The 8,966-nt window shown below is 41.9% G+C and carries 16 protein-coding genes; 3 read left to right on the top strand and 13 right to left on the bottom strand.

All coding sequences use genetic code 11. The features are described from left to right. The 9 genes from FAY32_RS12450 to FAY32_RS12410 all read right to left on the bottom strand — a co-directional run. The coding region (locus tag FAY32_RS12450) for a DnaB-like helicase C-terminal domain-containing protein (RefSeq protein ID WP_143463750.1) at positions 1-891 on the bottom strand (891 nt) is incomplete at its 3' end. Continuing rightward, a complete protein-coding gene (locus FAY32_RS14685) occupies positions 884-1,648 on the bottom strand; it encodes a conserved phage C-terminal domain-containing protein (protein WP_158727593.1) in 765 nt (254 codons plus the stop codon). The genes FAY32_RS14685 and FAY32_RS12450, both read right to left, overlap by 8 nt. Positions 1,649-1,665: 17 nt before the next feature. After that, on the bottom strand, positions 1,666-2,226 hold the full coding sequence (locus FAY32_RS12440) for a DUF669 domain-containing protein (protein WP_143463749.1): 561 nt from the start codon (positions 2,224-2,226) through the stop codon (positions 1,666-1,668). Further along, positions 2,226-2,909: an AAA family ATPase gene (locus FAY32_RS12435; protein WP_143463748.1), complete on the bottom strand. Its 684-nt coding sequence runs from the start codon at positions 2,907-2,909 to the stop codon at positions 2,226-2,228. The genes FAY32_RS12440 and FAY32_RS12435 overlap by 1 nt, the downstream gene beginning before the upstream one ends. Next, positions 2,910-3,824 (bottom strand): DUF1351 domain-containing protein, encoded by a 915-nt coding sequence (locus tag FAY32_RS12430; RefSeq protein ID WP_143463747.1) that lies wholly within the window; start codon positions 3,822-3,824, stop codon positions 2,910-2,912. Then, positions 3,814-3,996 carry a hypothetical protein gene (locus FAY32_RS12425; RefSeq protein ID WP_143463746.1) on the bottom strand — a complete coding sequence of 61 codons (183 nt, stop codon included), beginning with the start codon at positions 3,994-3,996 and terminating at the stop codon, positions 3,814-3,816. Before FAY32_RS12425 ends, FAY32_RS12430 begins: the two co-directional genes overlap by 11 nt. A 198-nt stretch (positions 3,997-4,194) precedes the next feature. Further along, positions 4,195-4,416: a hypothetical protein gene (locus tag FAY32_RS12420; protein ID WP_143463745.1), complete on the bottom strand. Its 222-nt coding sequence runs from the start codon at positions 4,414-4,416 to the stop codon at positions 4,195-4,197. A gap of 127 nt (positions 4,417-4,543) precedes the next feature. Continuing rightward, a complete protein-coding gene (locus FAY32_RS12415) occupies positions 4,544-4,819 on the bottom strand; it encodes a hypothetical protein (RefSeq protein WP_143463744.1) in 276 nt (91 codons plus the stop codon). Positions 4,820-4,906: 87 nt separating this feature from the next. Continuing rightward, the gene (locus FAY32_RS12410; RefSeq protein ID WP_143463743.1) at positions 4,907-5,173 is read right to left on the bottom strand and encodes a hypothetical protein; all 267 of its coding nucleotides are present in this window, start codon (positions 5,171-5,173) and stop codon (positions 4,907-4,909) included. A gap of 69 nt (positions 5,174-5,242) precedes the next feature. Between FAY32_RS12410 and FAY32_RS12405 the strand changes: the two genes are divergently transcribed. After that, complete coding sequence (locus tag FAY32_RS12405) at positions 5,243-5,764, top strand: hypothetical protein (RefSeq protein WP_143463742.1); 522 nt, start codon at positions 5,243-5,245, stop codon at positions 5,762-5,764. On the opposite strand, the gene FAY32_RS15005 is transcribed toward FAY32_RS12405, so the two are convergent. From FAY32_RS15005 to FAY32_RS12390, 4 genes are read right to left on the bottom strand one after another with little or no spacing between them, the layout of a single operon-like run. Next, positions 5,761-5,886 carry a hypothetical protein gene (locus tag FAY32_RS15005; protein WP_263862557.1) on the bottom strand — a complete coding sequence of 42 codons (126 nt, stop codon included), beginning with the start codon at positions 5,884-5,886 and terminating at the stop codon, positions 5,761-5,763. The genes FAY32_RS12405 and FAY32_RS15005 overlap by 4 nt on opposite strands. 33 nt (positions 5,887-5,919) lie before the next feature. Next, a complete protein-coding gene (locus FAY32_RS12400) occupies positions 5,920-6,762 on the bottom strand; it encodes a ParB N-terminal domain-containing protein (RefSeq protein WP_143463741.1) in 843 nt (280 codons plus the stop codon). Beyond that, complete coding sequence (locus FAY32_RS12395) at positions 6,752-7,561, bottom strand: DUF3102 domain-containing protein (protein WP_143463740.1); 810 nt, start codon at positions 7,559-7,561, stop codon at positions 6,752-6,754. Before FAY32_RS12395 ends, FAY32_RS12400 begins: the two co-directional genes overlap by 11 nt. A gap of 14 nt (positions 7,562-7,575) precedes the next feature. Next, positions 7,576-7,791 carry a hypothetical protein gene (locus tag FAY32_RS12390; RefSeq protein WP_143463739.1) on the bottom strand — a complete coding sequence of 72 codons (216 nt, stop codon included), beginning with the start codon at positions 7,789-7,791 and terminating at the stop codon, positions 7,576-7,578. Positions 7,792-8,067: 276 nt separating this feature from the next. On the opposite strand from FAY32_RS12390, the gene FAY32_RS12385 reads away from it, so the two are divergent. Both FAY32_RS12385 and FAY32_RS12380 read left to right on the top strand, forming a co-directional pair. Continuing rightward, complete coding sequence (locus tag FAY32_RS12385) at positions 8,068-8,481, top strand: helix-turn-helix domain-containing protein (protein ID WP_143463738.1); 414 nt, start codon at positions 8,068-8,070, stop codon at positions 8,479-8,481. A gap of 3 nt (positions 8,482-8,484) precedes the next feature. Further along, complete coding sequence (locus FAY32_RS12380) at positions 8,485-8,961, top strand: hypothetical protein (protein ID WP_143463737.1); 477 nt, start codon at positions 8,485-8,487, stop codon at positions 8,959-8,961. The last annotated feature ends 5 nt before the right edge of the window (positions 8,962-8,966 follow it).

Raw genomic sequence — 8,966 nt, 5'->3', positions numbered from 1 at the left:
AATATAGTCGACAAACGCAACATACTCATTTTGCTTAGCCTCACTCGCATGTCGTCGAATCACACTAGCAATTTGAGCAAGCGTCTTCGTCTGGTCATAAACGGCTAAATTTAGCCTCTCCATCTTCTCTGACGACTGCTTGACTACTTGCTTAATAGTTGGCGTCAATTCGTTAGCATTCGCACGCAGAGCCGTGCTAGGCACTCCAGTGTCACGACTGATAAAACGATTCAACATCTCACGTTTCGTCATTTCTAGCGTGAAATAGTCGACATGAAGCTTGGGGTCCTTAGCCATCATTTGAGCGGCCAGATTGACGCTGTACGCCGTTTTACCAATGCCAGGTCTTGCACCTAGGGTAAATAGCATACCGCCGTAAAAACCGCCTGCCAGACACGTATCCAGTTGCGGATATGACTTGATACCAGACTGGACTGGGTGTTCCAAGTTATATCGCAGTTCTTCCGCTTCGGCGTCAATGCTCCCGTCGTCAACATGCTCGTCAATTGAGTTGACGTTATTAATGGCAACCGATAATTTTTCCAAATTGTCATCGTAAGGTGCATCTTGGTACATTTGAATCACTTGGTCTAACTGGTCTTCAGCGTAAACACGGTGTAAGTCCCTAACCATTTCGCCGATGTGCGCATCAGTGACGGCACTACCCCGTATAGCAATCACGTCACTGTAACTTAACGTCATTTGCTCAAATAAGGTCTTGGCCTTCCCAAAAATTGTCATGAGCGAAGGATCGTTGGCTTCCTTCAATGCCAAGTACAAAGCTCGATAGTTTCTGTCAGAGAACCACTCGGGATTGATGTTTACCAATTCAACGTCTTTTGGCGTTTTAAGCAAAACTGCAATAATCCCTTGTTCAATTTCATCATTCACTTAGCTCACCTGTCCCATATCTTTTTTCCAATTCCGCCATGTAGTCGGCGGCGCGGGCGGAACCTTCTCCAACACTTAAACCCGGTTGTTCAGGGGTCTTACCCTTTTGCTTTCTACTCTGCTTAGCTTCATCCAGATACTGGTCAAACTTCTTAGATGATCCAAATAGTGTCCCTGGTCTCAGGTATTGTTCCATCTTTGAATCACCTAGCCATTGCTTACACTTGAAGACAATGACTAATGCAAAGTCATGTTCCGAATACCCTTCATTGATTCTTGCTCGAATTAACTTTTGATTACCTTCAACATTCTTGAAGTCTCTTCCAGCCTTTTCATTCAAGAAATCAATAATTTCTTTATAGTGGATGGGGTCTTTCTTTTCTTCTGCCCCACTATGGTTCTTATTAATACTTGTACTATTATCTCTAAAGTTTTTTTGGGTAGGGGTACCCAAATTTTTTTGGGTAGGGGGTACCGACATTCGAATGAATCGATGCTCGATTTCTCGCGTATTTTTCTTGTAAGTTACCTCTCGTGAAATGTACCCGTTCTTCTCCAGAGACTTAAGCCAGTTTTGAATGGACATCTTTGTTACGCCGTATAGCTTCGCAAAATAATCATCGCTGGCCCAACAGAACCCCTTTTGATTGCAAAGAGCTGTAATTTCTCCGTACAGCAGGATTGCTTTACCAGGAAGACTTTTGTCATACCTAACGTTAGCTGGAATGATGGCATAGTAATTAGGTGCTTCTACCATCAGCTTTCACCACCCTTCTAGAACGGCAAGTCGTCTTCACTGATATCAATCGAATCACCCGTGTTAGCAAATGGATCACTTGATGTTGCTGAAGGTGCAGCTGTTCCTTTACCTTTTCCGCTTGGTTGGCTTTCGTTTGGACGACGAACGCCATTTGGCTTACTACCTTCAGGGTCCAACAAATGGTAACCGCGAACTTCCAAATACACGTTCCCCTTGTTGTTAGGTTCAGCCCAGTCAACATCAACAGTTAGTTTTTTGTTGAGCACTGACTTAGCAAGTTGTGGAATAGATTCAATCTTTACACCGTCGCCAACTCCTAGTGCTACGACTAGCGTATTGAATCGACGAATTGATTGTTTTAGCTTCTCGTTGTCATCATTAATCCAGGTCATGGTCTGATAACGAATTTCCCCGCCAGCATATTTTCCATCCAATACTTGGTAATCGAGAGTTAATTTTTCGCGGCCACTGTTGGCCTTTCCAGCTTCTGCCTTAATAATTTGAACGTTATAAGACCCCGCTTCTTGAACCCCTGTACCAAATACGTTGTTGCTATCTGTCGTAAATAAACTCATTATTTTTTAGTCTCCTTTTTTGTTGTTGCTTCCTTTGGCATCAATAGTTCATCGGCACTAATCAGTTTCCGATTATCCAGTCGATTCTTGGCATGGTTCCCGTTTTCGGGATCTAAGTCAATCATTCGCTGACCATCTTTAAGGTAGATACGCCCGACAAGGTCAAACATCGAAGTGAAAGCATTGAACGTCTTTTCATTCATGTCAGCCGCAAAACGTCCCTTACTGCTCAATCCATCTCCATTACCGGTGTCGATTTGGTGTGCCGTGGCATAGACGGTCTTGCCACTTTCCTTAAGCGCCATCCCCAGTTTGCGGAACCAGAGCTGAAGCTTTTGGTAATTTTGACGACCGTCCTTAGATGCGCCGTCGATATTTTCTAATACCAGATTTTGGAGCGAAGTCATGTTATCCAAAACAATCACGTCATACTTTTCATTGGCGAAGGCTCGAACAATCATCGTCGACACAATATTCTGAATTTTCGGCGCATCCTTTTCTTCAATAAGAGCCACGTCAACGTCCTTGTCGCCGATTAGCACATTACTAGACAGGTCGAAGCTAAACACGAGCTTATGGCCCTTAAACTGCTTAATCAGCGTTGTCTTACCTGTACCTCCATCTCCGTAGATGAAGTACATGTTAGGAACGGGCTGAATCGCGCCATCCTTATAAAATTTCATCTAACCCTCCTCTTTGACTAACTCGACCTTGACGCCTAGTTGCTTAGCACCAGCCCATACTTGACCGAGAGCTTTGTGCGTCCCAGTCAGCTTGACGGTAATGGATTGTGGGACAACCTCGCCGGTGTCAGTATCGATAGTCTCACCGCCTTGTTTGACCTGATGTGTAGCGTCAATGGCCGCTTGTGCTTCCTTATGCTTGGCCTCACGGTCAGCCTTCTCTTTGACCTCCTGATCACGTTTGGCAGCAGCCTGGTTGATTTGCTTGAAGATATCCGTCAAGGACACACCCTGATTCAATAACGCCGCCCAGCCAGCAGGCTCAATATCCATTTGGTCAGCATAGGTCTTGATAGTTTCAATGTCGGTAGCTCGTTGATCCTGGTCTTTCTTGAGCTGTGTCATATCAGCCGCAATCTCATCAATGGTAGATTTGGTCAGTGCTGTATCAGCCGAATTGGTGGCCGCCTTATTCAGCCATGCCGGCCGTACTTCAATGTCGCTAGCTGACACACCATAGTTCGGAGCCATTTCAGCGATTGTGTCGGTCACCAGCTTGTAGCGTGCTTGGCGTTCCTGCTCGGCAACCTCGGTAATCTTTTCATCCAGTGGGTCAATGATGGCTTTAATACGGTCCTTGTAGCCATTCATGATGGCGTCAAATTCAGCAATTGGTTTCTTGTACTCACGATTAGTTGCCAGCCGCGTATCGTTGACGGCCTTCATAATCTTGTTGATGTGAGTGCGCATCTTCTTGGTTTCCGTGATGTTGTCGGCGGTTACCACGAAGTCCTGCCCGTACTTAGCAACGACCTCATCAATAGCTTTCTCGACCTGCTCACGGTTGTTGATGACAATGGGTGAAGGATTAACCTCAATGCTTGGTTTGAAGTCTACAAGCTCGTTATTTGCCATTGACAATCACCCCTTTTAACTTGGCCAATTTCATCTGAGTTCGATAGAGTTGTGTGAAATCGTGCATGAGAGGCTTGTGTTGGCAAACTTGCGTAATGGCAATCCGATTTTTAAGTGTTCTCTCAATCGTTTCATATGCTTCAATCAAGAATCCTGTGTTCTTACGTTTCATTAGTGCCCTCCTAGTTTTAGAAACAGTTGCAAAATTCGTCGTTTCCGTCTACTCTTGGAGTAGATAATTCTCGCAAAGGAATTTCTACCGCTCGTTGGCACTGCAATGCTGACGGGCTTTTTTCGTGCATTTAATTGCTCAAAGCCAGCAATTCTTAACTTGTGAACCGTCTTTTTACTTATGATGTCTGTCACCTCCTCAATAAAAATCCCGATAAAATAAGCCGCGAATGACCATTTGATATTCAAGATCATTTGCCGAGAGAATAAACATTTCATTAATCATTCGGTTAGTGATTCGTAAACACTTCAAGTTGGCCCAATCGACATAATCCATGAGGTTATTCTTAACGAATCGCCGTTCAGCAGGTTTTGCCATGTAAAACGGCTCGTCAATTTTCTTTGCTACTCTCTTATTCACTATTCCGTCACCACCTCTCAAAAATGCCTGTCATACCAGAACCTCAGTAGTCCGCCGATTCCAAAAATTAAAACGAAGATAATTACTGCTACCATTTCATCACCACCTGACGCTGCCCGCGACTTGATTAATCCATGAGGGATAAAACAGCTTGTTTTAATTCGTTTGGATCGTAGAAGACTTTCTTCGAGCCCGGTACATGATGCTCAATCAACTTGAGTTGCGGTTGTTTGTACAAATACTTCTCGAAGAACGTTCGTGACATCGACATGAGCTCACATGCCTGGTTACGGTCAACCATCAGGTATTCGCGTGTCACACGCTCAACCAATGGTTCCAACATCCCTTTGGCTTCCACTCTAACCAGGTCGTCGTAATGCTGGATTAGTGCTTCATCAGCCATGTAATCACCTCCTTTAGTTGAATAAGTTGCTACCGTAGTGACCAATGACAATACCTAAGGCTAGGAAGAAAACTAAGCGTAAAGCAATCATTCGTAATCACCCAATTCACTAATATCAAATTCTGTAGTTACACTGTCATCGGAGTTATGAGTAATTCCTGCAAAGTGAATATTTCGAACATCTAGCGCGTCCAAAACCTCTTGAGGAAATACACCATCAGTTGTGACTGAAAACTCTGTCTTGTCTGTGCCAACGGCAACCATTAGCTTAGTTTGAAATTTTTCGTATTTTCGCCGGTCTTTGGCTAGTAAAGCTTCGGCTTCCATTTGTTGTGCAAAATATTCTGCGTTCATAATGATTCCTTCTTTCAATAATTTTTAAGGTATAATTCAGTTAGTCCAATTAACCGAGGTGAATTACTAATGCTAAAACTTGAAATTGACAATTTTGAAATGCAAGTTTCTGATTATAAATTGCAAAACGGAGCATTCTTTTTTGTTGGGACAATGACCGTAGATACGATTGTGTCTGAATTTATTCCATTCCTTTCGAAACACCAAGATAACCCTGCCACTGTTAAATTCGACGCTAAGCAATACAGTTTATATGCTGGAAATGCTTTCTACGACAAATTTGGGAATATTGAAGTGTCCTTCTTCACACCTGAGGTAAAGAAGAGTGCTTTTGAAGATGTTGGATCAATGGTTATTACAGAGTCAGACGTGTCGTATACGAATCTTCAAAAGATGGTTGGATTACAGGACAAAGTTCTACGCAAGCTTTTTGAACTGCTTCCCAATCTAAAGAATTCTCCTGAAGGAACTGCTTACCTTGAACAGTTCCCAAACATTGGAATCTGGTCTCGTCAAGTTGATAATCTTACTGATTGGCGAAACTCAGAGAATGGAATCGACTTCATGGATGGGCTTCAGCTAGATGACTAGAATTTCATCATTTGTCGTCTACGAATTTCATCCTTGCTTTCTCTACGCAAGACCTTCGTATTGTTTGCGATAATGCGAAGGTCTTTTTCTATTGCCCATAAAACGTTGATTAACTTCTTCATACGTTGGTTCCTCCTTTGTAGGAATTTTGTTGTCTATTCTTGAATAGCCCAATCAGACATCTCTTCATCAATTACAATTGCTCCGGTACTGGCGATATGATAATTGATATACTTCGAATTTTTTGGAGAGAATCGAGCATTGTAGGAATCAATTAGTTCCTTTAAAATGTCTGAATGATTAAAGGTCTTAATTTTGATGTCTTCGTTAAGTCCTGTAGCAATAACTTTTTTAGCCATTCGATCTTTATCAAACTTTTCAATTTTAAAAAGTGTATACAATGCTGTCGTTACAGTCGAACGTTTCGGGGTCTTCGTCTTCTTACGAAAGCTCTCGTAAAAATGCAGAAATTCAACAGTCTTCCCATAGTTGAAGAACGCGAATTTGCCATTCTCAATCTTTTCTCGGGCACCGGAAGGGCTTAATAGATTAACCGCAACTTCGACAGTAGTTGTAATATCAGCATATTTTTGATTAATGAGCGCTGCCAACTGAACATATGTTGGATTGCCTTGATTAGCAAAAGCATCAACATAATCTTCAAGACTCCATTTACGCTGAATCGTATTCATTCGAACAATGTCATTCTTCCCTAAACCGGGTTTAACAATGTACTCAACCGGAACTTTGGCGACTTTTGAAGCGGCTAAACGATGTTGCCCATCAATCACAACAAAGTTTTCATTTACCACAATTGGCGCAATTAATCCTTCTTTCGCTTGTTCGATCATCGCCTTACGGAGAATAACTGTTCGATTGAATTTGCTCAGCTTGAACAGGCTGTAGTCATCCGTCTTAAACACTTCGCCAATCTTGTATCCCCGATTAGGACGAATTACATCTTTGGCTGAAAATAAATTAAAATCATCATTTGTCATTTGAAAAATCTCCTTCGATTACGGTTGCATTTCTAAAACGTTCTTGAAGTTCCTTACACCACTTATCAATAGCCGCAATGTTTATTCGGATTGATTTAGCTTGGCTTGGGTCTCTCATCAACGCAGAAAACTCATCTGAATCCACCAGCGGGAATGCCTGGCCTATAAAGTTAGCAAGTAGGTCATTAAATGAAGACGATGTCTCTGGTTCAGCATTCGCTAGCTGCTCATGTAGACCGTCTATTTCATTTCGCAAATCAGCATTGTCTTTCACATATCTATCAAGTGTCGCCTTCTGGTTATCGACCATGCCTTTCAACATGTCATAGTCCTCAGGAAGCTTCTCGACCACCTCAGGCTCTTTATCAGATAGCTCTTGGATTTGTGCATCCTTATCGGCAATCTCACTGTCACGTGCTCTAAGCTGCTTCTTAGCCTCGCGCAGTTCACGCACAGTCATTTCATCAGGCTTCTTGACTTCGCCAGACGGAAGATGCTGTGGCTTGTCACGTTCGGATTCAGGCATGGTGGCAATTTCGCTTAGAACTCGCATTCCTAAATGTTGGTACGTGCCATCATTAGGAAGCTCACTTACTATCTTGATAAATCGACTTGCTTGTGTCCTATCCATATGAATAGAAGACAACCATTTAAGATATTCTCCATGAGCCAAATCATTCTCTTTCACCCATTTCAATCGACGACCAATCTCAAAGATTGCTTGTCCACCAATTGACTGGTAAGTCTTAATCTCAGTTGTTAACTGGGTTAAATCATTTGTTAACGTAACTTCTTCCAATCAGGTTCACCTTCTTAAATTCCATATTTTTCTACAAGATATTCATAGATGTCATTAACAATCTGTTCAGACGCCTTAGTTACAGATTGCTTATTTAATGACAGGCTTACAAATGTTCTTGATTTTCCAAACCGGTTAGCCAAGCTCTTTTGCGTTTCTTGCTTCTTATGCGACCCAAGCCAAGATAGGACTGATTCTGCTTTAGTATTCGTTTCACTATGAATAAACAACTGTGTACCTCCTTTCGCAGTTTCGTTAAACGTTGTTAAGAAATTATTCTAGACATGTTGATTTTTCTATAAAATAGTTCTAGAATAAAGCCATAGTTAAATAAGCATTGAACAGCTACTTATCTCCCGCCAAGTTGATTAATAGCACTTTTTCTTTGCCTAGTTTGTTAACAATATTTCTTAACAACAATTATTCTAGAACTTATTTATAGATTTGTCTGGCTATTTCTATAATTGTTTTCTAGTTAATTGTTGTAGACTGGAAGGAACGCCGATATGACACTGTTTGAGCGTACAAAAGAAATTGCCCAAAAAAGAGGCTATAGTATTGCAGAAGTAGAGAGAAAAGCCGGTTTGAGTGAAAACTACTTATATACGTGGAAGCGAACTGATAATCCCCGTAAAGCTAGTATTGAAGCTGTTGCTAATGTACTAAACGTCTCAACTTCCGAATTACTTGGTGAAGAACCAACTGATACAAGTAACACTGCTCCAGACCATATCGACGTCGAAGACATTGTCGACAACGCTGCTATGCTAACCAGTCGTAATCACGCTCTCTCTGACGAAGATCGTTCCGCTATTAAAGCCATGCTTACTGGCTACCTGAACTCCAAGGAAGGTCAACGCCGACTGAAGAAATATGGTGGTTATGGGGATAAAAATGTTGGGGAGAACGGGGACGATTAGTTGATGGCACTTTTTGATGGTTTGGACTCGGCTCTTGCCGACATCGATACATTACAGGATTATAATTTGGATAGGCTCATAGATAGGTATGACATTGATTTCCAGAGTGTTCTACTCCCTGCTGATATTAATGGCTATAGCATGCCTTTAACACGTACCATGTTTATCAACCAAAACGCTGAGTACACTGACCGCGTAAAAGCACATGAATTGATTCACTGCTTGGTTGATAACTCAGTAGAACCATTGATAGAAGGAAGTCTTGTCAACGGTTCAAAAATTGAACGACGGGCTGACTGGGGAGGTTTCTACTTGATGGTCAAGGAATATCAAAGCCTATATGATGTTGAACCAGAAGTCTTTAATATTGTGAATTTCTGTGAGTTCGCGCATGTGCCAAGTAAGTATTTCTATACGGCCGCTGATGCTGCCGAAAAGGTATTTAATATCACTATTTCGGATAAAGCATTCTATAGATAACGAAA

It is taken from the genome of Levilactobacillus enshiensis (genome assembly GCF_007115095.1).
Taxonomy (GTDB): Bacteria; Bacillota; Bacilli; order Lactobacillales; family Lactobacillaceae; genus Levilactobacillus; species Levilactobacillus enshiensis.
This window is presented reverse-complemented; position numbering and strand designations above follow the sequence as displayed.